The organism is Phytomonospora sp. NPDC050363, from assembly GCF_040655735.1.
In the GTDB taxonomy this organism is placed as follows: Bacteria; Actinomycetota; Actinomycetes; order Mycobacteriales; family Micromonosporaceae; genus Phytomonospora.
The window spans coordinates 11,637-32,930 of record NZ_JBFAKK010000002.1; the positions used below are offsets into that span (position 1 = coordinate 11,637).

24 protein-coding genes, 1 tRNA gene, 1 other RNA gene and 1 pseudogene are annotated in these 21,294 nt (G+C 69.4%); 16 read left to right on the plus strand and 11 right to left on the minus strand.

Annotation, left to right across the window (positions count from 1 at the left end; genetic code table 11):
• Positions 1–4: 4 nt before the first annotated feature.
• The 4 genes from AB0I28_RS04445 to AB0I28_RS04460 all read right to left on the minus strand — a co-directional run bounded on the left by AB0I28_RS04445 (position 5) and on the right by AB0I28_RS04460 (position 6,303).
• Positions 5–1,732 carry a hypothetical protein gene (locus tag AB0I28_RS04445; protein WP_357489360.1) on the minus strand — a complete coding sequence of 576 codons (1,728 nt, stop codon included), beginning with the start codon at positions 1,730–1,732 and terminating at the stop codon, positions 5–7.
• Positions 1,733–2,061: 329 nt separating this feature from the next.
• Entirely contained in the window at positions 2,062–2,937 is an 876-nt protein-coding gene (locus AB0I28_RS04450) for a hypothetical protein (protein ID WP_357489362.1), read from the minus strand.
• A 220-nt stretch (positions 2,938–3,157) separates the two neighbouring features.
• On the minus strand, positions 3,158–4,189 hold the full coding sequence (locus tag AB0I28_RS04455) for a TerC family protein (protein WP_357489364.1): 1,032 nt from the start codon (positions 4,187–4,189) through the stop codon (positions 3,158–3,160).
• Positions 4,190–4,362: 173 nt separating this feature from the next.
• Entirely contained in the window at positions 4,363–6,303 is a 1,941-nt protein-coding gene (locus AB0I28_RS04460; RefSeq protein ID WP_357489366.1) for a hypothetical protein, read from the minus strand.
• A gap of 254 nt (positions 6,304–6,557) precedes the next feature.
• Here AB0I28_RS04460 and AB0I28_RS04465 point away from each other — a divergent pair, with 254 nt between their 5' ends.
• A complete protein-coding gene (locus AB0I28_RS04465; RefSeq protein WP_357489368.1) occupies positions 6,558–6,986 on the plus strand; it encodes a hypothetical protein in 429 nt (142 codons plus the stop codon).
• Between the two features lie 94 nt (positions 6,987–7,080).
• Here the strand turns inward: AB0I28_RS04465 and AB0I28_RS04470 are convergent, their stop codons facing one another.
• Positions 7,081–7,578: a hypothetical protein gene (locus tag AB0I28_RS04470; RefSeq protein ID WP_357489370.1), complete on the minus strand. Its 498-nt coding sequence runs from the start codon at positions 7,576–7,578 to the stop codon at positions 7,081–7,083.
• Positions 7,579–7,767: 189 nt separating this feature from the next.
• Positions 7,768–7,852: transfer RNA gene (locus tag AB0I28_RS04475), tRNA-Ser, on the minus strand.
• Positions 7,853–7,985: 133 nt separating this feature from the next.
• Here AB0I28_RS04475 and ffs point away from each other — a divergent pair.
• The 8 genes and pseudogenes from ffs to AB0I28_RS04515 all read left to right on the plus strand — a co-directional run bounded on the left by ffs (position 7,986) and on the right by AB0I28_RS04515 (position 13,334).
• Positions 7,986–8,079, plus strand: an RNA gene (gene ffs / locus AB0I28_RS04480) — signal recognition particle sRNA small type.
• A gap of 26 nt (positions 8,080–8,105) precedes the next feature.
• Positions 8,106–10,142, plus strand: a pseudogene (locus AB0I28_RS04485) (DNA polymerase III subunit gamma and tau); the annotation flags it as partial.
• A gap of 356 nt (positions 10,143–10,498) precedes the next feature.
• On the plus strand, positions 10,499–10,822 hold the full coding sequence (locus tag AB0I28_RS04490) for a YbaB/EbfC family nucleoid-associated protein (RefSeq protein ID WP_357489372.1): 324 nt from the start codon (positions 10,499–10,501) through the stop codon (positions 10,820–10,822).
• 1 nt (position 10,823) lies between these two features.
• Entirely contained in the window at positions 10,824–11,147 is a 324-nt protein-coding gene (locus AB0I28_RS04495; protein WP_357489374.1) for a YbaB/EbfC family nucleoid-associated protein, read from the plus strand.
• The gene (locus tag AB0I28_RS04500) at positions 11,144–11,479 is read left to right on the plus strand and encodes a hypothetical protein (RefSeq protein ID WP_357489376.1); all 336 of its coding nucleotides are present in this window, start codon (positions 11,144–11,146) and stop codon (positions 11,477–11,479) included. Before AB0I28_RS04495 ends, AB0I28_RS04500 begins: the two co-directional genes overlap by 4 nt.
• A gap of 9 nt (positions 11,480–11,488) precedes the next feature.
• A complete protein-coding gene (locus AB0I28_RS04505; RefSeq protein ID WP_357489378.1) occupies positions 11,489–12,280 on the plus strand; it encodes a hypothetical protein in 792 nt (263 codons plus the stop codon).
• Complete coding sequence (locus AB0I28_RS04510; RefSeq protein WP_357489380.1) at positions 12,277–12,660, plus strand: hypothetical protein; 384 nt, start codon at positions 12,277–12,279, stop codon at positions 12,658–12,660. The genes AB0I28_RS04505 and AB0I28_RS04510 overlap by 4 nt, the downstream gene beginning before the upstream one ends.
• Positions 12,657–13,334 carry a hypothetical protein gene (locus AB0I28_RS04515; protein ID WP_357489382.1) on the plus strand — a complete coding sequence of 226 codons (678 nt, stop codon included), beginning with the start codon at positions 12,657–12,659 and terminating at the stop codon, positions 13,332–13,334. Before AB0I28_RS04510 ends, AB0I28_RS04515 begins: the two co-directional genes overlap by 4 nt.
• Here the strand turns inward: AB0I28_RS04515 and AB0I28_RS04520 are convergent.
• The gene (locus tag AB0I28_RS04520) at positions 13,323–13,841 is read right to left on the minus strand and encodes a helix-turn-helix domain-containing protein (protein WP_357489384.1); all 519 of its coding nucleotides are present in this window, start codon (positions 13,839–13,841) and stop codon (positions 13,323–13,325) included. The two genes, AB0I28_RS04515 and AB0I28_RS04520, sit on opposite strands and share 12 nt — an antisense overlap.
• Positions 13,842–13,894: 53 nt before the next feature.
• Here AB0I28_RS04520 and AB0I28_RS04525 point away from each other — a divergent pair, with 53 nt between their 5' ends.
• The 3 genes from AB0I28_RS04525 (at position 13,895) to AB0I28_RS04535 (ending at position 16,025) form a co-directional block, all read left to right on the plus strand.
• Positions 13,895–14,644 carry a class I SAM-dependent methyltransferase gene (locus tag AB0I28_RS04525; protein WP_357489386.1) on the plus strand — a complete coding sequence of 250 codons (750 nt, stop codon included), beginning with the start codon at positions 13,895–13,897 and terminating at the stop codon, positions 14,642–14,644.
• A gap of 273 nt (positions 14,645–14,917) precedes the next feature.
• On the plus strand, positions 14,918–15,592 hold the full coding sequence (locus tag AB0I28_RS04530; RefSeq protein WP_357489388.1) for a hypothetical protein: 675 nt from the start codon (positions 14,918–14,920) through the stop codon (positions 15,590–15,592).
• Complete coding sequence (locus tag AB0I28_RS04535) at positions 15,579–16,025, plus strand: hypothetical protein (protein ID WP_357489390.1); 447 nt, start codon at positions 15,579–15,581, stop codon at positions 16,023–16,025. Before AB0I28_RS04530 ends, AB0I28_RS04535 begins: the two co-directional genes overlap by 14 nt.
• On the opposite strand, the gene AB0I28_RS04540 is transcribed toward AB0I28_RS04535, so the two are convergent.
• Both AB0I28_RS04540 and AB0I28_RS04545 read right to left on the minus strand, forming a co-directional pair.
• On the minus strand, positions 16,022–16,195 hold the full coding sequence (locus tag AB0I28_RS04540) for a DUF397 domain-containing protein (protein WP_357489392.1): 174 nt from the start codon (positions 16,193–16,195) through the stop codon (positions 16,022–16,024). The genes AB0I28_RS04535 and AB0I28_RS04540 overlap by 4 nt on opposite strands.
• The gene (locus AB0I28_RS04545) at positions 16,192–17,043 is read right to left on the minus strand and encodes a helix-turn-helix transcriptional regulator (protein ID WP_357489394.1); all 852 of its coding nucleotides are present in this window, start codon (positions 17,041–17,043) and stop codon (positions 16,192–16,194) included. The genes AB0I28_RS04540 and AB0I28_RS04545 overlap by 4 nt, the downstream gene beginning before the upstream one ends.
• A 253-nt stretch (positions 17,044–17,296) precedes the next feature.
• On the opposite strand from AB0I28_RS04545, the gene AB0I28_RS04550 reads away from it, so the two are divergent.
• From AB0I28_RS04550 to AB0I28_RS04560, 3 genes are read left to right on the plus strand one after another with little or no spacing between them, the layout of a single operon-like run.
• Entirely contained in the window at positions 17,297–18,022 is a 726-nt protein-coding gene (locus AB0I28_RS04550) for a hypothetical protein (protein WP_357489396.1), read from the plus strand.
• On the plus strand, positions 18,019–18,276 hold the full coding sequence (locus AB0I28_RS04555) for a hypothetical protein (protein WP_357489398.1): 258 nt from the start codon (positions 18,019–18,021) through the stop codon (positions 18,274–18,276). The genes AB0I28_RS04550 and AB0I28_RS04555 overlap by 4 nt, the downstream gene beginning before the upstream one ends.
• Entirely contained in the window at positions 18,273–18,623 is a 351-nt protein-coding gene (locus AB0I28_RS04560) for a hypothetical protein (protein ID WP_357489400.1), read from the plus strand. The genes AB0I28_RS04555 and AB0I28_RS04560 overlap by 4 nt, the downstream gene beginning before the upstream one ends.
• 75 nt (positions 18,624–18,698) lie before the next feature.
• Here AB0I28_RS04560 and AB0I28_RS04565 read toward each other — a convergent pair whose 3' ends face one another.
• Positions 18,699–19,568, minus strand: coding sequence for an NAD(P)-binding domain-containing protein (locus tag AB0I28_RS04565; protein ID WP_357489402.1), 870 nt, complete (start codon positions 19,566–19,568; stop codon positions 18,699–18,701).
• A gap of 81 nt (positions 19,569–19,649) precedes the next feature.
• On the opposite strand from AB0I28_RS04565, the gene AB0I28_RS04570 reads away from it, so the two are divergent.
• On the plus strand, positions 19,650–20,678 hold the full coding sequence (locus AB0I28_RS04570) for a helix-turn-helix domain-containing protein (protein WP_357489404.1): 1,029 nt from the start codon (positions 19,650–19,652) through the stop codon (positions 20,676–20,678).
• On the opposite strand, the gene AB0I28_RS04575 is transcribed toward AB0I28_RS04570, so the two are convergent.
• Positions 20,650–21,285 (minus strand): TetR/AcrR family transcriptional regulator C-terminal domain-containing protein, encoded by a 636-nt coding sequence (locus AB0I28_RS04575; protein ID WP_357489406.1) that lies wholly within the window; start codon positions 21,283–21,285, stop codon positions 20,650–20,652. The genes AB0I28_RS04570 and AB0I28_RS04575 overlap by 29 nt on opposite strands.
• Between the last annotated feature and the right edge of the window lie 9 nt (positions 21,286–21,294).

The following is a 21,294-nucleotide window of genomic DNA, read 5'->3' on the forward strand; positions in this document are numbered from 1 at the left end:
GCCACTAGACAGCCAGCTCGATCCACCCGCACGCGACGCTTTCGTCCGCATACGTGAGTCTCGCGTTGACCCAGCCGTCGGAGTTGATGAGCTCCCCGGGGTTGTAGGAGATCGACGGAAAATCGCCTTCGATGACCGGTGAGTCGGCACTGGGCGCCAGGTGCGGTGTGACCGGTTCGAGGACCTCCGACATGGAGGCCGGGTCGAGGCTGTTGCAGCGGTCGGGCGAACCGAGTACAGGGGCGGTCTGCGCGAGGAATCCCTTGTGGACGCCGATGGTGTAGGTCTCGGTGGTCATCTCGTCCTCGGTGACGGCGTAGCAGCCGGAGGCCGCCGACGTGCCGCGCGTGGTGGCCTCGACCTTGCCGTCGGCGACGTGGACGTCGTCGACGTGGCACAGGCCCTCGCCGGTGTTGGGGACCTGGACGGCCTTGCCGTCCTCCCAGATCCAGGCCATGAAGAAGGGCGCGCCGTACTCGTAGCCGGACAGGTCCATGACCAGCACGGCGTCGAGGTCCTTGTCGCCGTCGAGGTCGGCGTAGACCGGGTCGTGGGTGATGGTCCAGCTGTAGTCGTCGAAGACGTTGTCGTGCTTGGCCTCGTAGGTGCCGTTCTGGAGCTGGACGGCGTCGGCGCGGCCGTTGGGCTCGATGAAGGAGATCGAGGTGAAGTCGACGCCCTTGATCGGCGGCTCGTCGAGCCGCACGACGGGGGGTGCGGCGACGCCGGTGTCATTGGCGACCTGCACGCCGACCACCGCAGCACCGGCGGCCACGGCCGCCGCCGTGACGCCCAGTCCGACTTTCCACACCAGTGCCACGCCGGTGCCCTTCGCGGCGGTCACCGCCGCCGTCCCCGGCCCGGTCGCCTGCGCGAGCGCGATCGGGGCGGCTTTGCCGGCCAGGATGCCCGCCGTGGCGGCGATCCCGGTCGCGGCCGCCCCGGACATCGCCAGGTTGATCGACACGACCGTGTCGTTGACGGCCCGGACCTGCGCGCCGACGCGCTCGGCCTCCATCCGCTCGATCGCGGCGGCGGGCATCACCACGGCCGCCAGCGAGTCGCGGAGCAGGCCGACGCCGGGCCGCGCCTTCGGGTCGGGATGCATCGCCGCCCGCAGCGTTGCGGTGACCTGCACCGGAATGCCCGGCAGGTCCTCCACCGGCGCCGAGGCGTAGGGGATCGTGCCGCCGAGGGACACGTAGGCCGTCGCGGCCAGTGCGTACACATCGGACGGTGGGCCCTGCTGTCCCTCCGGCGGTGTGAAGACGCCCGGGGTCACCGGCGCGGCCATCTCCGGCGCGCGGGTGTCGAGGCCCGCGAGGCGCACCACGCCGTCGCCGTCGAGGAGCACCGTGGACGGACACACCGCGCCGTGCCGCAAGCCTCTAGCGTGCAGCGCTTCCAGGGCGCCCGCCACCCGGACGACGACGTGGAGCACGACGTCGGCCGCGGGCGGTGTGGCCGTGGTGAGGAGTTCGGAGAGCGTCCGCTCGGCCGTCGCCGACACCAGGAAGGGCCTCCCGTCGGCGCCCACACCGCCGAGTGTGACGTCGATGAGGTTCGGGTGCGCGCTGATCTCGATGACCGCCCGCGCCCACGCGTTGTAGCCGTCGCGGTCGGCCGCCGGGCGGGTGCCGACGGTGTAGATGAGCCGGCGGCCGGTGGCGTCGGCGGCCTCGTAGGTGGCCGCGGCGGGGTCCTCACCGAGCGGACGCACGATCCTGTCCATGCGGCAACCGTATGGCGCCGGGGCAACAGGGGCCTCGGGTGAAGGGTGGGAGGGGGAGGGACGTATGTCCAGAAGATGAGGGTTGGCCGGGTGGTTGCCCGCAGATTGTCGGTTATCCACAGGCGGGTGGTTATCCACAGCGAACGGCGCTCGCGTTCGCCACCTGTGCGTGAAGGTCCTCTACCGTCGGACGTAGGGAGGAGGCCGGGAGGCCCCAGGGCTGAGAGTGAGCCGGATCGCCCGCGTGGGGCTGAGAGCGAGTCGCATCGGGGCCGCAGAACACGGCGAACGCGAGCCCGGATCGCCCGCGTGCGCGCCGCAGCCGGCACCTACCGCCGCACCCCCCGCAACCGCCGCACCCTCCCCAGCGCCTCGGCCACCCCCGCCGACCCGAGCCCCGCCGCCAGCACGCCCGCCTCCCCCAGGTCCTCGTCGCACCCGCCCAAGTTCCCCAGCGCCAGCCGCGCGTGCGCCCGCCGCGCCAGGCACGCCGCCCTTCCCCGCACCCGCCCCGCCCCGAACGCGCCCGCCGCCTCGCCGAGCCACTCCTCCGCCCGCCGATACCGCCCCAGCACCAGCCACGCCCTCCCGATCACGCCGGGAACATGCCCCGCGTCGCCGAGCACCGGCACCGCCCACGCCGGCACGTCGCCCGGATCCGCCGCCGCCCACAACCGCTCCGCCGCCTCGACATGCGCCACGGCCGCATCGGTGTCCCCGGCGCGTTCGCGGTAGCGCGAGGCGCCCGCGCGCAGGTTCGCCGCCTGTACGGCCGGCAATCGCCCCGTGAGGGCGTCTTCCGCATGTCGTGCCGCACCGGCGTGGTCGCCGCACGCGTCGAGCACGGATGCGCGATCCAGCCGGATGTGCGCCCGCAGCTCAGGAGCGACCGCCACGCGCTCCGCCGCGTCGAGCAGCCGGTGCTGTTCCCGCGGATCAGCAAGCCCGGCGTCCCCGAGGGCCGAGGCGACCCGGTCGGCGAGGACGGCGACGGCGTGGTCGAGCCGCCGGTCACCGCCGCCGAGGCTCAACGCCCACCGAACCGCCTCCCGCCCGGCGCCGGCGATGGACGCGCCACCCTCGGCGAGGTCGCGGCGGGTCAGGTCGCCGGCGAGGGCCTCGACGGCACCCGCAGGGGTGGGGGCGGCGTGAACCGCGGCGATTGGTGTGAGGGCCAGACCGGCGAGCAGCTTTCGGCGACGCATGGGCTGAAGTTAGTGGCTTTCGCCCTGATTTCCAGGGATTTCACGCGGCATTCCGGCACCGATGCCGGGCACATCCGCGCGACGTCGGCCTCTGCGCGCCCTGAGCGGACGCGCAGAGGCCGTCACCGTCACCGTCGCGGCGGAGGAAGAAGCGAGATGCAGGTGATCGCGAGACCGACGACGGCGAGCACCCAGACCAGCGCTTCGAGCAGCATTCGCATCATGGTGGGCTCCCGCCCGCGACGCGCTCACGCTCCTGCTCGCGCTTCTCCTCGCGCGAGTTGGACCGCAGGCTCGTCACCGTGACCGTCGCCAGCACCAGGACGATCACGCCCAGCGAGATCGGCGTCGGGATGTCCGGCACCGCCGGCCACACGGTGTGCGCCCAGTGCAGCACGAGCTTCACGCCGATGAAGGCGAGGATGATCGCCAGGCCGTGGTTGAGGTGGCGCAGTTTCGTCAGCGCCGAGTCCAGCAGGAAGTACAGCGCGCGCAGTCCGAGCAGCGCGAACGCGTTGGTCATGAACACCAGGTACGGATCGGCGGTGATGCCGTAGACGGCCGGGACCGAGTCGACGGCGAACACGATGTCGGTGGCGAACACGGCGAAGACCACCACGGCCAGCGGCGTGAGCGCCCGGCGGCCGTTCTCGCGCGCGAACATGCGCGTCCCGCGGTAGTCGTCGGTGACGGGGAGCACCCGTCGCAGGAGCCTGACCGACCGCATGTCGCTCATGTCGCGTTCCCGCTCAGATCCGCCGACGGCGTCGCGGAGGATCTTCACGGCCGTGACGAGCAGGATGCCGCCGAAGACGAGGAACGCCCAGGTTCCCGCCTCCAGCATCGCCGCGCCGAGCGCGATGAACACCGCCCGCAGCGCCAGCGCGCCGACGATGCCGAACAGCAGCACCCGCTGCTGGAGCTTCGCCGGCACCGCGAAGGCGCCCATGATCAGCATGAACACGAACAGGTTGTCGACCGACAGGGACTTCTCGACGACGAAGCCGGTCAGGAACTCCATCGACACCCCGCCGCTGAAGGCGGGCCACAGCGCGAGGCCGAACAGCAGCGGCAGCGTCAGGTAGAAGATCGACCAGCCGGTGGCCTCGCGCATCGACACTTCGTGCGGCTTGCGGGTGACGATGAAGTCGACGACCAGGAGGGCGATCAGCACGGCGACGCTCGCCGCCCAGAGCCATGGGGAGCCGATCGACTGCGTCAAGGCAGCGTCGGCTGACGCGGAAAAGGGCACGAGACCTCCACGAACGTTGTCGTTCGAGGTCTCTTTCGCCCCCGCAGGGACGGCCCGCCGAGGCCACATGGGTGGCCGTACTGACCGGTCGGACCCGAGGAAATACTCCCCTCGCACCGCATTCTACGGGCGATCAAGGGCGCGAGGGAACAGTGCGGGGTGAAGTTGGCCGGTCAGCCGCAGATGTCGTCCCGGGTCAGCGTGAACGTCCCTTTCCCCGTCGTGATGACCAGCCCGTCGAAGCGTGCGTCCGGCGTCGAGCACATCCTGATGTCGCCGCGGCGCTTCTGCAGGAAGTCCACCAGCCCTTCCTGGTCGCGGTTCCAGTACGGCGAGGAGGCCTCGACGAACATGCGCACCAAGGCGGTGCAGCCGTTGAGGGCCTCCTCGTGGGTCGGGTCCGAGCCGCCGGTGACGCTCTCCCCGTTCAACTGGTCGACCGCCTTGTCCAGGTGCTGGATGATCGCCTGATTGGTCACCGACTTCACCTGGTAGCACCGCTTCTCGCCGCCGCTCCCGCCCGGTGCGCTCACCACGTCGGTCACCTTCAGCCGCCCGTCCTCCCGCACGGGCGTATCGAGCGTGACCGTGCGGTCGGGGGCCACGTTCAGTTCGTCGATCGCGTGGTGGAGTTCGCGCAGGTAACCGCGCAGCTGGTCCTCGTTGGCGCCCGCGCTGAGCTTAGCGGCGAGCGCCTGCCACACCTGGGCCCGGGAACCGGCGTTCTGGAGGGCGACGAGGTGCGGCAGCATTCCCCAGTCGATGGCGTTGTCGAGCGCCTCGGGCACCTTCGCGGGCTGCGCTCCGGCGTCGAGCATGGCGTTCATGATGTCGAGCACGTCGGCGGTGTGCTCGCCCACTCGGGCGAGGACCTCCCACACGTTGGCGCCCGGCACGCCCTTCTTGTAGACGTTGTTCAGTTTCTTCTGGTCGGCGTCGACGTCGGGGCTGAAGAGCTCGGCCTCCATGGAGATCCGCACCGAGCCTCCGGTGCCGATCGCCTGGTTGGGGTGGCTCACGGTCGGCGAGGGCGCCGACGCGCCGGGTTCGATGACGCCGAGGTCGAAGGGGCCGTGGGTGGAGCCCGGCCGCTCCACGAGGGTCACGAACACGCGGCCCGCGACGGCGCCGTTGTTGGCGACGACCACCGACCAGCTGCACGTCCTCGTGATGCACGGGCCCGAGCCGAGGTCGTAGGTGACCTCGAAGGCCGGGCGCTGCGGCGGCAGGTCCGCCTGGGCAGGCGGTGGGCCGGACGCGCTGTCGGGGGCGGGGGCCGCCGAGGGCGCCGGGCCCCGGCCCGACATGGTGGCCGACGCGTCGGACCGCGTCGTGTCGGCGGGCCCCTTGTCCTCGGGTTCGGGGGACATGACGATGTGGCCGCTGCCGTCGGTGTCGACGTCGCGGTAGGTGGCGCCGGGGCCGTCGGCGAGCCCGAGGGGGACGATGGGCGCCGCGCCGCCGGTCGCCGGTGTGATGCGGCCGGACTCGATGGGGCCTGACAGGGAGACGACGTGCCGCGGTGTCGTCTCGCTCAGCAGGAGCGTCCACGCGCCCGACGTGATGGTGAGAACAGGGGCGTCGTCGTCCTCGGCCGCTTCGCCGCCGGCGGCGACCGCGGACACCAGAGCGGCGATCGACGACGGCTTCAGCGCCGCGGCCGGCTCGAAGGGGAACGCCACGCCGGCGTCCGGGCGCACCCAGCGGTCGCGCAGCTCGGCGACCTGGGCGGGCGCGCGCCGCAGCCACCAGTCGGCGTCGCCGTAGACGGCAGACCCGTCGGGGGTGGCCATGAAGGTCGCCGTTCCCTGGCCGGGGTCGGTGACGGTCCCGGTGGCGTACCCGTCGGACGTCACGGTGAAGGAGCCGTTGGTCTCCAGGCCGGTGGCGTCGAGGTAGGTGTAGGCGAGCCGCACGGCGGGAGCGCCGCCGAGTTCGCTCGCGGGGCCGTCGGTGAACGTGGCGGTGGCGGCCCAGGGGTGCCAGACCGCGACGGTGACGAGGAGGGTCACCAGGACCGCGGCCGTGGTGAGGAAGGCGATCCAGACGCGCGGCGGGCGGGGCGCCCCCTGAGTCGCGATTGGGGTGGGATCGACCGGGTACCGGGGCCCCATGCAGCGCTCCTTCTCGTCGGGAACGCACAGGTTCCTGCTGTTCTGGCCGAGTTGCGGGTTATGCCTGCCGGGACCCTAGCAATCCGTCCTATGTGGAGCAACCTGTGCCGGACCCGTTCCCCGGCCGGTGATCCGGAATGGAGACAGCGGCGGTTTCGTCTGGCAAGATCATGCATCGACCGGCCGGACTGCTCCCTCCGCATTTGTCCGTTCCCCGCCGGTCCGGATCCATCCCCCCTTGAGAGGTCCACTTCATGTTCGTCAAGAAGCTGCTCACCGCCCTCGCGGTGGTCGTCGTCGCCACCGCCGGAACCCTCGTCGCGGCGTCCCCCGCACAGGCCGCCGACTGCGACCACATCTGGTACACCGACGAGTCGGACTCGGTCGGCTCGGTCGACCAGGGCGGACGCCTGTGCTTCCGGGAGCACGGCGACTACATCTGGTTCACCGACTTCGACGCCGACGGGTGGGGCGCGCGCCTGTTCGTCTACATGGCCGGCACCGGTCAGTTCCTGTACTCGCTCCAGGCCTCGGGCGCCGGTGACGTGCAGACCGCCAACGCCGACGACGGCATCGCCTTCCACAACCTGCCGGAGACCTCGATCAAGTTCCGGATGTACCTCTACAAGTCCGGCTCGAACCCCATCGGAGAGGTCACGCACACGGTCGTCAACGACCACTGACCTGCGCTGAAGTGACGGCGGTCGGCTTTCGGGCCGGCCGCCGTTCTCGTTCGGTCACGCGGCCGGTGCGTCGGTGGCGTCGGGACCCGCGGCGTCAGCCAAACGTCTCGGTCACCCCGTACGGCAGCCGCCGCCCGTCCACCTCCGCGCTGTCACCGTGGGCCAGGACCGGCGGCAGCAGGGTGCCGGGCCATGGCCAGTCGAGACCGACGCCGACGTCGGCGGCGCGTTCGGTCAACGCCTCGGCGGCCAGGTCCAGCAGCAGTTCAGCGTCGTGGACGTCCTCGGCGTCACCGTCGGGGGCCGGCACGACGTTCACCGGTGAGTGCTCGGCGTCGAAGCTCAGTTCGGCGAAGTCGGGGATGTGCAGACGGAGGCGCGGGAACAGGTCGTGCTCGGCGACCATGTCGCCGGAGACGTAGACCCGCAGGACGAGAGTCTGGCCGCAGCCGGGCGCCAGGTCGAAGCCGCCCGAGCGGATGAGCTCGGCGACGGCCGCCTCCGTCTCGCGGCGGTCTCCGTGGAGCCCGATGTGCTCGAAACGCGTGTTGCCCGACCAGCATTCGCCGCCGACCATGAAGAAGCTGCGCATCCGGCCACCTTAGGGTTCCCGGCGCTCACACGCCTTCCGTCGGGTCTTCCCAAAGAGCGAAGCCAGGTGGTCTGAGCAGCTAAAACGTGGGTCAAGAAGCCAAAACGGATGGACCGAACGTTCGGCCAAGCGCACGTACAACGAAGGCGCCTGCTCCGCGTTACCGCAGGGCAGGCGCCTTATCGCCGGCGGAGGATACGAGATTCGAACTCGTGAGGGCGTGAACCCAACCCGCTTTCCAAGCGAGCGCCATAGGCCTCTAGGCGAATCCTCCGTGGAGGAGGATACATGAGCACCGCGCCCGCCTCGAAGGCAGTTACACCCCCTGCGACCCGGCCATGACCCAGCCCACACCCGCGACTCCCGCGACGCGCTTCAAGACCGCCCACCGCGTGCGGTACGCTGGCGAAGCCCCTCGTGCGGCGTCATCTTGTGAACCTCCCCAGGGCCGGAAGGCAGCAAGGATAAGCAAGCTCTGTCGGGTGCGCGAGGGGCCCTTCGTTTCGAAGTCGTCGAAGGAGACCCACGTGGCCCTGGCGCTCTACCGCAAATACCGGCCGCAGTCCTTCGGGGAACTCATCGGCCAGGAGCACGTCACCGAGCCCCTGATGCAGGCGCTGCGCAACGACCGCCTGAACCACGCCTACCTCTTCTCCGGCCCTCGCGGCTGCGGAAAGACGACTTCGGCCCGCATCCTCGCCCGCTCGGTCAACTGCGCCCAGGGCCCCACTCCCGACCCGTGCGGCGTGTGCGACTCCTGCGTCGCCCTCGGCCCCGACGGCAACGGTTCCGTCGACGTCATCGAGATCGACGCCGCCTCCCACGGAGGCGTCGACGACGCCCGCGAGCTGCGCGAACGCGCCGTCTTCGCGCCCGTCCAGTCGAAGTACAAGGTCTACGTCATCGACGAGGCGCACATGGTCTCGTCGGCCGGGTTCAACGCGCTCCTCAAGCTCGTCGAAGAACCCCCCTCGTACGTCATGTTCGTGTTCGCGACGACCGAGCCCGACAAGGTCCTCCCGACCATCAAGTCCCGCACACACCACTACCCCTTCCGTCTCATCCCCCCGGCGACCCTGCGCGGCTACCTCGAAGAGCTCGCCACGCGCGAAGGCGTCCAGGTCGAACAGGCCGTGTACCCGCTGGTCGTGCGCGCGGGCGGCGGCTCGGCCCGCGACACGCTCTCGGTCCTCGACCAGCTCATCGCCGGCGCCGGACCCGAAGGCGTCACCTACCAGCGCGCCATCGGCCTGCTCGGCGTCACCGACGTCAACCTGATCGACGAGATGTGCGACGCGCTCGCCGCCGTCGACGGGGCCGGGGTCATGCAGGTCATCGACCGCGTCGTCGAGGCCGGACATGATCCGCGACGCTTCGCCGCCGACCTGCTGGAGCGTCTTCGCGACCTGATCGTGCTCAACCAGGTCCCCGACGCCGCCGGCAGCGGTCTCATCGACGTGCCCGCCGACCAGCTCGAACGCATGACGGGGCAGGCGCTGCGCCTGGGCCCGGCGTCGCTGTCGCGGATGGCCGAGATCGTGCACGACGGTCTGCTGCTCATGCGCGGCACGACCGCCGGACGGCTGATTCTCGAACTCGTGTGCGCCAAGGCGATCCTGCCCGCGGTCGACGACTCGGCGGCCGGGCTGCTGCAACGCATCGACCAGCTCGAACGACGCGTCGCCGACGGTCTCGTGGTCTCCGGCGGAGGCGCTGGGGGCGGCGCGGTTTCGGCCGGGCCCGCCGCGAGCGCCGGTTCGCCGGGTCTGTCGGCGAAGGACGCCGCATTCGCTGCCGCGCAGGCAGCGAAGGGAAAGCCCATCACGGTCGAGCCGCCGAGCCCCGCGCCGCGCCCCGAGCCGCAGGTGACGGCCTCGCAGCCGACCCCGCCCGCCGCTACTTCAGCTTCCACAGCTTCTCCCTCCGACACGCCGTCCACCCAGGGCTCACCCTCCCAGGGGGCCCACCGTCCGCACTCAATGCAACCTGGCCAGGCACCTGAGGGCCAAGCCCCGTCCACAGACCCTGTGGATAACCGGCCGGTTGTGGATAACTCTGTGGACACAGGCGTGCCGAGCGGCCCTCCCCGCGTCGGCGTGAGCCCTCCGACGCCCCCCACCTCCCCGGCGCAACCGCCCGCCTACCCGCCGGCGGCCCCGCCCACCTCGGCCGCCCCTGTGTCGCAGCCGTCGGCCACCGCCCCCGCGCAACCGCCGACGCCGCCCGAGCCCCCCACCCCGTCGGCGCCGCCCGCCACGGGCAGGCCCGACGCCGCGGCCGTGCGCCGCTCGTGGGACGCCATCAAGGACGCCGTCAAGCGCCGCAAGCGCACCGTCGGCGCGTACCTGATGGAGGCGACCGTCCGCGACGTCGACGGCGACACCATCGTCCTCGTCTTCAAGCACGCCTTCCACGCCACGGCCATGGGCAACGGCCAGTCCCTCGACATCTTCGTCGAGGCCCTCACCGAGGTCATGGGCGGCAAGTGGAAGGTCCGCTGCGAAGTCGGTGACGCCGGCCCGCAGGCCGCCCCCCGCCGGCCCGCGTCCCCGCCCCCGGCGGCCGCGCCCATACCCCCACCCGCGGCGCCCGCCCCCCAGCCCACCCGGCAGGCACCGACCGCACCCCCCACCCCGAGCCGGCGCGAGACCCCGTCGGCCAGGCCCAGCGCCGCCGACGAGCCGCCCTGGCCAGAGGAACCTCCGCCGGACGACCTCGGCGGGGACCCCGACGAGTTCCGCCGCAGCGTCGCCGGCAGCGACAGCACCCCGATCGGCACCGCCGCCGAACGCGCCGAGCGCCTGCTGCGCAGCGAGTTCGGCGCGGAGAGCATCAACCAGTAGGCCGGGTGCGGTTCATCGCTCCGATTCATCGGGCGCCTTGCGTTCGGAGGCTATGGTGCGTGTCGGGAGGGAAGGCAATGGCAGACGATCGATCAGACGACGTCCGTGACGACGCCCTGGATTTATTCGCCGAGCTGCGCGCATTCGGCCTAGAGGCCGAAACTCCCCTCGGTACCGCGGTGGAAAAGATGTCGGCGATCCTCTTCAAGACCGATGCCGAAGACGGCACGGTCAAGGTGCACATGACGGCGACAGGTTCGCTCACTCGCGTCGAGTTCCGAAACCATGCCTTCCGCCGGCACGACGAACAAAGCCTCGCTTTGACCCTCGTGGAAACCATTCGCAAGGCCGAGGACGTGGCCCGGGTCGCCGCTGGATTCGTGCGCGGAAACGAGCGCTGACATGGCCAGAACACTCCGTGAGTATCACGACCAAGTCGAGTCGGCCCTCGCCGGCTTCCAGAAAAGGCTGGCGAACGCGACGCTGAAGGCCACCGAAGGTCGAGTGAGCGTGACTTCCCCATGCGGAACCGTACGCGTGGAGGTGGGCGGAGACCTGCGCCTGCGGGATCTGGCCATCCGGCCGGGCGCTCTCGCCCGGCTCACCGAAGACGAACTCGCCTCGCTGATCACCGACGCGTACAACCAGGCATTGACCGCGATGGTGCAGGCGCAGTATCGGCTGGTCAGCCGCTCGTTGACGATCGAACGGGGTGGATCCGGGTGAAGGCAGATCTGGACAGGCTTCGCTGGTTCGCCGAGTTCTGCGAACGAACGCGAGGTGTCAGCGATGGCGCGAGGACGCAGGGCGTGCAGGCCATTGCGGACATCATCACCAGAACGGAGCTGGGCTTGGCCTCGTTCGGCGGGGAGGAGGCTCCATGGTCGCGGGAGCTGATGGCCGCGTGGAACGGTGCCTTGGAGTGGCGCCGGAACGAAGCGAGCTCGGTGGCCCGTGAGTTGCTCTATTACGTACAGGCGCTCGAAAAGGTCGCTCGGGAATACGACGAGGAAGACCGGGAATCGGCCGCCGAGCTCGGAAACTACCATCATGCCTGATGAGGTGGCATGAACACCGGAGCCGACTTGCGCACCACCGCCGAGAACTATGTCGACGACATCGTCTTCGCCGATGACATCGCGTGCACATATCTCGGTGCGCCGGAGAGCCTCCCCCTGCCGAGCGTCTTGATCGCCTCTCTCGCCTCCATCGACACCGAGGCCATGCGCGCTCAGATGACGGCGCTCGACGGGGCCAAGGACTTCTATGGGCCGATCACGGCCGAGCACGGCGAATTCCAGGCGCTCATCGCGCAGTGGCGTGGGGACGGGGCTTCGGCTTTCGAGGGGCGGTGGCAGGCCCTGGCGCGCTACGTGCACGGTGATGCGTCGGCTGCGGAGAATCTGAGCCTCGTCTCCCGAATCGGTGAACACGTGGCGCTCACCATCGGCTCGGACTACATCAGCGGCGTCGTCGGCGCCTGCGAGGCGGCTCAGGTCGAGTGCGCCCGATATATCCGCGAGGATTTGAAGGCGGCCCGGACCATGGGCGACGACTTCATGGCGATCGGAACGGGGCTGGTCGGAGGCGGGGTCACCGGAGCGGGCGTCGGCGCTCTGTTCGCAGGAGTCGGTGCCGTCCCCGGTGCCGTGATCGGCGGACTGGTGGGTGCGGTGGGAGCGGGGTACTCGATCTTCACCGGATGGGCGGCGGAGACCAACCGCGTCAAGGCAGCGGTGATGGGCATGGGCGCGCTGGACGACCTCATCGCGCTCGACGTTTCCGGGATCGGTGAGCTGAAGTTCGATCCCGGTGCGGCGAGTTCGAGCGAACTGACCGCGCCGTGGAGGCCTTCGTGAACACGACTCCCGCGTGGCGCGACCTTGAGGCGATTCGCGAGTCGGAGGCTTACCTGAAGGTCCTGCGATACCACCGGTTCTTCTACGGCTTCGCTGCCGGCGGCGCGCTCGTTCTCATTGCCACATATGTTGTCGGCGTCGCGGTCTCCTCCCCGGTCAGGCCGAGTGGTGCGCTCGTCCTCGCGTTGTCGGCCATGGCCGCGGTCGTGGTGGGCGTGCTGGTCGTCTGCATGGCGCGCGCGGTGCGGACGGCACAGGTCTTCGCGCGGCCGTTCCTCGCCGACGGTGCCGATCAGCGCGAACGCCGGCGCCGCAAGCAGCGACTCAACCAGGCGATATTCACCGACGTCTTCACTCGGCGACGGGAGTCAGGATCGTGACGGCTGAGGCGCCCGCCGCCACCAGGGGACGGCCGGTCGTCAAGGCCGTGCTCTGCCTGGCTCTTCTGGTGACCACCGCTATCGGATGCACGCCGAAGCCCGGCCAGGACAGCACCGCCTCGCCGACCCCGTCTGCCCCTAGCTCGCCCGGACCGTCCGAGACATGGGCGGACCCGGGGTACGGCCAACACCAGGGCTATCACTTCTTGCACGGCCTGTGCTCCCAGCTGGACTGGGCTGGCTTCGAGCAGCTTGCGCCCCTCGACGGCCTTCCTCGCGACTTCTACCAGATCGGCGCTCAGGCCAGTGTTCTCGAGTGCGATCGCCAGTACGACGGAGACGCGGCCTCGGCAGAGCGCGATGTGGTCGGCCTGGCGATCGCGCTCCATAAGGCTGGAGGGACGGCCGAGGACGACTACCGCCAGCAGGCCGAGGGAACACAGTGGCGGAAGCTGGAGATCGACCCCGCCATCTGGGATGAAGCGGTGATCCACGACGGCGTCGAGGATGGCACGCGGTACGTGAACCTCCTGCTCCGTGACGAGGTCTTCGTGGCGTCGATATTCATCGAGGTCGGGGAAGAGAAGCTCGCCGACGCCGCCGATCCCGCCGCCGCACTCGAACAGCTCGCGCTCGACCTGGTCGCGGAGGCCCGGGAGCTGTCACTCGTCTGAGCGCGCTCCCGCCCGCGACGCGATCAGCGGCCCCAGCACCTGCGTGCCCGGCCCGATCCGCCCGCCCGGCCCGGGCAGCTGGGTCGTGTTGTCCGACGTGAGCGCCTCGCCGCAGTTCCCGCAGGTGGTCACCGGCACCGTGTCGCTGCGGCAGTCGAGGTGGTGGACGCGCGCCGGGGGACCCGCTTCGCCCGCGTACCAGCGGTCGCCCCAGTTCATCAGCGCGAGCAGTACCGGGTAGAGCTCCTTGCCCTTCTCCGTGGCGACGTAGTGCTCGCGGGCCGGGCGCTGTTGGTATGTCTCGCGCGTGAGGACGTCTTCGTCGAGGAGTCGCGCGAGCTTCGCCGCGAGGGTCTTTCGCGAGATGCCGAGGTCGCGAGCCAGGTCGTCGAAGCGGGTGACGCCGGCGAGCACGTCGCGCATGATCAGTGCCGTCCACGCGTCGCCGAAGAGGTCGGTGGCGCGTGCGATGGAGCAGGCTACGTCGACGAGCGGGGTCCGGGTCATGTTTCGATCCTACTCAGGTTCCTTTAGGGAACTTGTCCTGGTAGCTTGGGGCCATGAGCGCCCCGCGGATCGAACTCGACTCGGCCGAAGCCATCGACGGTCGCCACATCCGTGCCCTGGCCTTCCACGACGTGCGCATGCGCTACCTGTCGGAAGTCCTCGCGAAGGTCGGCGTCGACGGGGGTCCCGCGCTCGTCGTCGGCAGCGGCCGGGGGTTGATCGCGACGGGCTTGGCGGAGCGGGGCTTCGCCGTGACCGGCGTCGACCCCTCGCCGTCGGCGACCGCACTGGCTCGCACCGCCGACCCGGCAAGCGCCGCGACCTATGTGACCGCCCCCGCCGAGGACCCGGGACTGCCCGACGGCGCGTTCACGTTGATCTACTACGCCGACACCTTCGAGATCACCTCGCGCCTTGACCAGGTGCTGGCCCATGCCGCACGGCTGCTCGCCCCGGGCGGGGTGCTGGTGTACGACACCGTCAACCGCACCCTCCCTTCGCGACTGGTGTACCTCGGCGCGTTCCAGGGGATCCCGACGACCCGGATCATGCCGCCTGGGCGGTACTCGGCGTCGCGGCTGCGGCCTCCGGCGGAACTGTCGGCGGCGATGGAACGCAACGGACTGCGGAACCGGGATGTCTGCGGCTTCAAGCCGAGCGACCCGCGCAACCTGCTGAAGGCCGTGCTGGCTCGCCGGAAGGGGCGGATCACCGACGCGGAGATCCCGCCGCTGGTCGACTTCGTGCTCGACCCGAAGGGCTCCCCGGTGGTCACATACCTGGGGTATGCGACTCGGGTGTGATCACGCCAGGAGCAGCCTCCCGGCCGCGAGGGTTGCGAGCGATACGGCGAGCACATCTCCTCGCCCGACAGGTTCGAGCGCGCCGTCACCTCGACGACCTCGGTTCCCCGAAGGAGTCCGGCGTTGACGTGAAGCCGAGGCGGCGACCGGTGGTCATCCGCCGGGGATGTGACGGGGAGTGGGGATAAACCGGCACGGGAGTTGTCCAATGTGTACCGGTGGTGTTGACGTTGAGGATTTGGGTGCTCGACCACTGTGGTTAGAGTGGCGGGGATGGGGGCGTTCGAGGAGTTTCAGCGGCTGGTGTCGGCCGGGCTGGAGGCCCTGGGTGACGGGTTCGGGCTACTCCAGGCTGCCCGAGACAGGTATGCCGAGGCGCAGGCGGAGTTGCGGGAAATCGTCGCGGGCGGTGCGAACGAGAGCGTCGAGTCGTCGCTTAAGCGGCTGGACAAGGTGGTCGCAGCCCTTGACGCGGCGATCCTGCGGCGCGACAAGGGACTTGACGAATTCGAGTCCTATTTGGACCAAATCGGCGCCTACGGATCGCAGGGGGCGTTGGGTGACAGGCCGCACCGGGTGGTGGCGCCCAAACCGAAGAGCGGCGACCTAGAGAAGGAGCTGGCCGGGAGCGACGACGGTGACTCCGAGATGAGCCGGAAGCGCCGGATCGCCCGTGCGATGGTGCGCAACACCGGGGACATGCGTAAGCAGGTCGAAACCTGGGCGAAGACGAGCCAGCGTACGGACCGTGAGATCGAGCCACCGCCGCCGGGTTCGACGTACCCTGGCGTGGTTCATCCCTCAGGTCCGGATCCCGCCGTCCCCGATCATGCTCCCGCGTTCGATCCCGTCGGCGCTGTTACCCAGGCCGGCGTGGTGGTAGTGATGACGTTCCACGCCGTTACTCAACTTCGACGTAAGAAGAAGGAGAAGCATGGCCAAGCCTGAGTACAAGGAGTTCGTTCGGGCGTACCTGCACGCGGAGCACGACAGGGCCGATGCGATCCGGGTCGCCATCCACGCGGATGATCAGGCGGACTTTCACCTTTTCCTCGGGGCGTTCCTGTCGGTGATGCTCGACAAGCGCTTCGGCGGCAGCTTCGGTGTCGAGGACATACGGGTCTTCGTGCGAGAGATGGAGTACGACTACCGGAACAACCCGAACCCGATCAACCCCCGGGCAGTCGAAGGCTTCCTGCGTGCCATCAACGGTGAGGAACGCTTCTTCGACGAGTTCTCGATGGAGGAGCAGGTCCGGGCGCAGTTTCTGATCATCACGAAGATCGCCGTGCAGGACCCGGCCGTGCTTCTGAAGTTGGACGAGTACTTGGCAAAAGCGGACGCCGATCACGCCGAAATGGTCAGGGACCTCGGCGTCTAGCGGAGACCCGAGACGAAACCGGCCCAAGTCGCACGGTCGCAGGTGAGGGCGGGGCCGGCCTTGTCCTTGCTGTCGCGGACGGCGACTTCCGGGCCCGAGGCGGCGACCTCGACGCACTGTCCTGTCCCGCTGTTGCTGCGGGAGCTTTTGCGCCAAGCGAGCGGAGTCATGTCAGCTCCTCGGTGAGCGAACGGATGTAGTCCCTGGACTTCTCGGGGCTGTACGCGATCCGAGCAACGTCAGCGTACGCGGCGCGGAACGCCGAAACCCGGGACGGTTCCTCGAAGAAGGTCCGATCCACGAGGCTCTCGATGTACGCCACCTCGGGGTAGGGATCTGGCATCTCGAAGTGCGTGAACGGTCCCTTGCAGTCAGGACTCCAGCCCGCGGAGTCCGGCAGAATCCGCACCTTGATGTGCGGGGGTAGCGCCGTGAGGTGCCGCAACTGTCCAATGCGGACCTCGGGGCCGCCGATCGCCCGCCGCAATGCTGCCTCGCCGATGACCGCCGAGAGGGATGTGGGTTCCGCGGATTCGAGGATGCGTTGGCGCGTCAGCCGAAGTTCGACCAGGCGCTTCACTTCCTCGGCGGTGGGGTCTCCGGGACTGTGCATCATGATGGCCTTGATGTAGTCCTCGGTTTGGAGCAGGCCGGGGACGATCATCGGACTGAACTCGCGGATCTGGGTCGCACGGGACTCCAGCCAGGTGTAGTCGATGAAGCCCGTCTCCAGGCCGTCCGTATCGCCGTCCCACCAGTCCTTTCTCCACGAGTCCTCTGACAGGCGCAGGAGAGCATCACGTTCCCGGGCGTTGTCGATGCCGTAGAAGCTGATCAGGTCGCGGATGTATGAGGGCCGGATCGGCTGCGTGCCACGTTCGAAGCGGCTGATGGCCGAGAGTTCCAGCCGGAGGTACTCGCCTGCCTGCTGCTGGTTGTAGCCCGATCGCACTCGTGCCGCTCGGAGACGCTCACCGAGCCATTGGGAACGCAGGGAGAGAGTCTGGTTCTTGGCCATGTCCCAATGTTATCCCAATCAGTACTTGCCCCAATTCGGATCACGTGTCATGATGCCTGTGTGGCATCAGTGACCTAGAGTTATCTCTTGAGGTCACGACCGATGTCGCGTCCTCGATAAACGACCGGGGCGGGCCGCTTGGCCTGAGAAACCTGTCCCGCCCCGGTCCAGAACGATCGGAGGTGCCCGCAATGCGGGTTCCCGACCAATACCCTGTGTACCACGCCGACCACGCCTCCCCCGGGAGGCGGGCATGATCACCTCCACGACCCTCTACCGCCGCCGCTCCATGCACCGCCAGCGCGACCTCGACTCGCACTACCTCATCCCCTCGGCAGCCCTCATCGCGTTCGCGCTCGCCACCGCCGAAAACCCCGCCCCCACCACTCTCCTGACCTCCACGCTCTACATTCCCCTCCTCTCCTTCTGGGCCTCCTGGAACGACACCCGCCAACTCGCCGCCGGCCGCGTCGAGATCTGGCGCGACGTCAAGTGGTGGACCCACAACTTCCCCATCACCGTCCCGCTCGTCCCCGTCGGCAAACTGACACTCGCCTTCGCCGCCCTTCCCGCCTTCACTTCCACGGCAATCGCAGTGGGTTGGGTCGACCATCTTCTGTGGACTGTTGCCGCATCGACTCTCTTGGCAACGCTCGTCTACACGGTTCTCGGCATCGCCCTCGCCGCGACCTCGCACAAGGCCGTCACCGTCGGAATCGCCTACGTTCTCGGCATCGAACTCGTCGGCGTCGTCTACATCGACGCCCTCGCCTGGCTTTCGCCCACCGCGTGGGTCCATTCCATCGTGCTCGCCGACCCACCGCTCCCGACCGTCGCGGCGTGGACGCTGCTCGCCTGCTTCCTCGCGCTGGTCGTCTTTCTCGGCAGTGTCGCGGTGATCTTCCCGCACCGATACCGGTACTCGCGGTTCCGCCGGAAGCTCGCCGACCTCGGCTGGGGCGAGGAGGACGCGTCGTGATCGCGCATCTCAACCACCACATCCGAACCCAGATCACCGCCGAAATGGCCTACGCCTACCGCCAATTCCGCTCCCACCTCCACGACCCCTGGTCGGGCTACTGCTATCCCTGCGACACCCCCGGCCCCTGCCCCATGTACACCCACTGGCTCGAACGACTCCACGCCCTCGAAACCGCACAACAACGACTCATCACCGATGCCACCGCCGACACCGAACCCGAACCTGATCCCGACGGGGAGGGAGCGCCGTGACCGTTTCCGCCCTCGCCGGCCCGCGTCCCTGGCGGCACAAGCCCCAAGCGGGCACCGCCTCGCCTGTCGAGTTCCACCTCGCACTCGCATTGCAACGACAAGAACGCCGACAGTCCATTGTCGACGATCACCGTCCCGGGCGTCGACGCCTGCGGATCGTGCGCTTCGCGGGATTCCCGATCCTCGCCCTCGTTCTTCGCTGCGGCTGCTGCGGCGCGGTGTGGCCCTGCCGGGAACTACTCGGCGTGCTGCGCGCGAAGGTCGGATGGACGGCGCAGATCGACAAGCTCGACCAAGTACTCGACAGCCTCCGCCGGAAGCGCCCGAGCGCTCGAAACTCCTGGTGACGCCCGCGCCCTCTGCTTCCGACCACCGACAGCCTCGCCCGGCGCCCCACTGTGGGGCGCCGGGCGGGGCTCGGGTCAGCGCAGTTCCTCGATCACCCGAGTGAACCCGCTCTTGCCGTGGCCCTTCTCGGCTTGGGCGGCGAACAGTCGGGCGAGGGGCTCCAGCAACTCCGTTGAGGCGCCCTGGTCCCTGCTCGTCTTGAGGATGTTGTCGAGGCCGGCCTGGTTGACGTCGAGGTCGGAGAAGCTGACCGGGAAGTCGCCGGCGTCGATCTCTTCAGCGAGGGCCGGCAGCAGCTCGACGGTCTCGCGGAGCCAGGGGAGCAGCAGCTCCTTGGTGAACTCGCCGGCGGTGGCGCCTTCGGTGGCGACCATCGCCACGGCCTGGAAGAAGCCCGCGAACAGGCCGTACATGCCGCCCAGGACGGCCATGTCGTTCAGCGAGCCCAGACCGTGGTCGGCGCCCAGGTACTTGGTGCTGCCGAGCAGGGCGATGAGGTCGGCGTGTTGCGCCTTGGCGTCGGGGGAGCCGCTGTAGATGGTCAGCGACTCCTTCGTGCCGATCGTCTGGGGGACGCCGAAGACGCCGCCGTCGAGGTAGCGGCCACCCTGTTCCTCGACGTAGGCGCCAATGGCGCGGGCTTCGTCGGGGCGGCCGGTGGACAGGTTCAGCACCGTCTTGTCCTTCAAGGCCGGTCCGGCCTGCTTGAGGGTGGCCAGCACCGCCTCGGCGTCGAACAGCATCGTCAGCACGAAGGGACTGGCGGCGACGGCTTCGGCGACGCTGCTCGCCTCGACGGCCCCTGCCGTGACGAGCTCGGCGGCCTTCCCGTCGCTGCGGTTCCAGACGGTGACGGTGCGGCCGCCTTCGAGGAAGAGGCCGGCGATGGCCGAACCCATGCGGCCGAGGCCGAGGACGGTGGCGGAGGTGCTGGTAGCGGTCATGAGCCAAGCTTCGGCCGTCGGGAGAGGATCGAACAGCGGCAGGAATGACCGCTTGCGCAAAATTCCTGCCACACTTCGATCATGACTTTGGGAACCGTCGCCATGGCCATCCTCGGGGACGACGATCTGCTGCCCTGGGACCTCTACGAGTACGGCATCGTCGCCTCGATCTTCGGCTCGCCGCAGCCCGATCTGGCCGACCCCTGGTACGACCTGAAGTTCTGTGCCGCCTCGCCGCGCGAGCGCGAGTTCGGCCACGGTTTCGCGCTGACGCCCGCTCACGGGCTCGACGACCTGGTCGCCGCCGACACGGTGATCGTGCCGTCGGTGCCGCAGGCGTGCGTGACCGGTGTGGTCGACGTGGCGCCCGAGCTGGTGGAGGCGTTGCGGGCCGCGCATGCCCGAGGCGCGCGGATGGTCGGGTTGTGCGACGGGGCTTTCGCATTGGCCGCGGCGGGCATCCTCGACGGGCGGCGGGCGACCGTCCACTGGGAGCACACGGCCAAGCTGCGGCAGCGGCATCCCGAAGTCGTCATCGACGACTCCGTGCTCTACGTCGACGAGGGCGACGTCCTCACCGGGGCGGGGATGACGGCCGGGCTCGACCTGTGTCTGCACGTGGTCCGCCGCGACCTCGGCGCGCGGATCGCCAACCGGCTCGCTCGCCGGATGGTGATCCCGCCGCATCGCGCGGGCGGGCAGGCGCAGTTCATCGAGCTGTCCATGCCCGTCGCCGACGACGATGGGCTCGGCTCGGTCCTCGACTGGGCCAGCGCGAACCTGGACCGGCCGCTGACCGTCGACGACCTCGCCAAGCGTGCGAACATGAGCCCGCGCACCTTCTTCCGGAGGCTGCACGAGTCGGCGGGCACGACGCCGCTCCAGTGGTTGCTGCACCAGCGGCTCGCCTACGCGCAGTCGCTGCTGGAGTCGTCGAAGCTGTCCGTCGACGCGGTCGCGCGGATGTGCGGCCTCGGTACGGCGGCCAATCTGCGGCGGCACTTCTCCCTTCAGATAGGCGTGTCGCCGGCGGAGTACCGGCGCACGTTCCAGCTCGGCCCGGGGGCGGATCCGGGCGCGCTCACAGGCGTGAGCGCAGCCCGGCGATGATCGTGCGGGCGCCGTCGTCGAAGGTCTCGTCCGGATTGTCGCGCCACATCTCCCCGAGTGTCGCCGCCGACAGGGGGTAGCGCGAGGCGTCGAGGTTCGACGACGGCATGCCTCTGGCGTAGGGGTTTTCCTCGGCGTAGGTGTGGCCCAAGCGCGCCTGTTCCTCGATGGTGAAACCGACGGTGTAGTGGAAGAGGACCGGGAAACCCCGTGCCGCTTCGGGCGGGGAGAACCCCGCGTCGGTCAGGGTCCGCAGCGTCAACTCGGTCGTGCGGAACATGGCCGGGTGCGAGATGTTGGTGCCCGCGAAGACGCGCGCGCCGTCCCGGTAGCGGAGCATGCCTCGGCGCAGCCGGCGTGTGGTGTCCAGCAGCCAGTCCTCCCAGGTCTCGCCTCTCGCGGGGGACTCCAGGCCGTCGACCGTCTCGACGAACATGACCTCGGCCATCTCGTCGAGCAGCTCCTGCTTGCCTTTCACGTGCCAGTACAGCGCGGGGGCCTTGATGTCGAGCTCCTTGGCCACCGCGCGCATGGTGAGCCCTTCCAGCCCGACGTCGTTGAGCAGGCCGAGTGAAGTGCGGGCGATCAGGTTCGCGTCGATTTTCATGACCCCTCC

Excerpts from the sequence above, each read along its gene's own strand:
- AB0I28_RS04520 (WP_357489384.1), bottom strand. The coding sequence starts at position 13,841 with ATGACCCGGACCCCGCTCGTCGACGTAGCCTGCTCCATCGCACGCGCC.
- AB0I28_RS04535 (WP_357489390.1), top strand. The coding sequence starts at position 15,579 with ATGGCCAAGCCTGAGTACAAGGAGTTCGTTCGGGCGTACCTGCACGCG.
- AB0I28_RS04525 (WP_357489386.1), top strand. The coding sequence starts at position 13,895 with ATGAGCGCCCCGCGGATCGAACTCGACTCGGCCGAAGCCATCGACGGT.
- AB0I28_RS04470 (WP_357489370.1), bottom strand. The coding sequence starts at position 7,578 with ATGCGCAGCTTCTTCATGGTCGGCGGCGAATGCTGGTCGGGCAACACG.
- AB0I28_RS04465 (WP_357489368.1), top strand. The coding sequence starts at position 6,558 with ATGTTCGTCAAGAAGCTGCTCACCGCCCTCGCGGTGGTCGTCGTCGCC.
- AB0I28_RS04570 (WP_357489404.1), top strand. The coding sequence starts at position 19,650 with ATGACTTTGGGAACCGTCGCCATGGCCATCCTCGGGGACGACGATCTG.
- AB0I28_RS04540 (WP_357489392.1), bottom strand. The coding sequence starts at position 16,195 with ATGACTCCGCTCGCTTGGCGCAAAAGCTCCCGCAGCAACAGCGGGACA.
- AB0I28_RS04550 (WP_357489396.1), top strand. The coding sequence starts at position 17,297 with ATGATCACCTCCACGACCCTCTACCGCCGCCGCTCCATGCACCGCCAG.
- AB0I28_RS04505 (WP_357489378.1), top strand. The coding sequence starts at position 11,489 with ATGAACACCGGAGCCGACTTGCGCACCACCGCCGAGAACTATGTCGAC.
- AB0I28_RS04575 (WP_357489406.1), bottom strand. The coding sequence starts at position 21,285 with ATGAAAATCGACGCGAACCTGATCGCCCGCACTTCACTCGGCCTGCTC.
- AB0I28_RS04450 (WP_357489362.1), bottom strand. The coding sequence starts at position 2,937 with ATGCGTCGCCGAAAGCTGCTCGCCGGTCTGGCCCTCACACCAATCGCC.
- AB0I28_RS04545 (WP_357489394.1), bottom strand. The coding sequence starts at position 17,043 with ATGGCCAAGAACCAGACTCTCTCCCTGCGTTCCCAATGGCTCGGTGAG.
- AB0I28_RS04530 (WP_357489388.1), top strand. The coding sequence starts at position 14,918 with ATGGGGGCGTTCGAGGAGTTTCAGCGGCTGGTGTCGGCCGGGCTGGAG.
- AB0I28_RS04490 (WP_357489372.1), top strand. The coding sequence starts at position 10,499 with ATGGCAGACGATCGATCAGACGACGTCCGTGACGACGCCCTGGATTTA.
- AB0I28_RS04460 (WP_357489366.1), bottom strand. The coding sequence starts at position 6,303 with ATGGGGCCCCGGTACCCGGTCGATCCCACCCCAATCGCGACTCAGGGG.
- AB0I28_RS04495 (WP_357489374.1), top strand. The coding sequence starts at position 10,824 with ATGGCCAGAACACTCCGTGAGTATCACGACCAAGTCGAGTCGGCCCTC.
- AB0I28_RS04565 (WP_357489402.1), bottom strand. The coding sequence starts at position 19,568 with ATGACCGCTACCAGCACCTCCGCCACCGTCCTCGGCCTCGGCCGCATG.
- AB0I28_RS04445 (WP_357489360.1), bottom strand. The coding sequence starts at position 1,732 with ATGGACAGGATCGTGCGTCCGCTCGGTGAGGACCCCGCCGCGGCCACC.